This window comes from Carboxydocella sp. ULO1 (assembly GCF_002049255.1).
GTDB lineage: Bacteria > Bacillota.
In genome coordinates, this window is sequence record NZ_BDLQ01000084.1 from 1 (window position 1) to 644 (window position 644).

Annotated in this window: 1 pseudogene; it reads left to right on the top strand. The window is 48.9% G+C overall.

Annotated elements, in window-relative coordinates:
• Positions 1–644, top strand: a pseudogene (locus ULO1_RS11165) (phage portal protein); the annotation flags it as partial.

Sequence of the window (644 nt, forward strand, 5' to 3'; positions counted from 1 at the left end):
CGCTGGAATGTGCCCTATGTATTGAACAGCAGCCGGGTTGATTATGAGCTTGCCCGGCAGCTATACCACAATACCCACGACGACTATAAACTTGGTGCGGGCTTTGCCAAGCCTATAGTTAACACTTTAGCCGGCTTTATGGGAGTGCCTCGGTTCTACAGTAAGGATAAAGAGGCACAGCAAGTTCTGGATGACCATGTTAACCGTTGGGTAAGTCGGATGCAGCGGGTACATCAGCTTACCCTGCGTGATAGTGATTGTTTCGTAATGTTGGCCAATCTGGCATTGGATGACCCGCTTTATCCTGATGAGAAGACCAGAATTGACGTTATAATTATTCCTCCTGAGCAGGTTGCAGACATTGAGATAGACCCGCTCACGAAAAAGCCTATTGCCTATACTATCCAGGGCCGAAATAAGTGGGATAACGGCCAACGTGAGTATACGGTAACCCAGCGTATAACAGCCGATAAGGTAACAGTATTGGTGGAAGGCGATGCGCCGCCTGGACTGGTAAGCGAAGAAAGGCCAAACCCGTGGGGATTTATCCCGATAGTACATTTCAAAAACGAACCGGAAGAAACGGAGCTTTTCGGTACCAGTGAGCTGGAGGCGGTAGAGCCCTATTTGAAGGCATACCATGA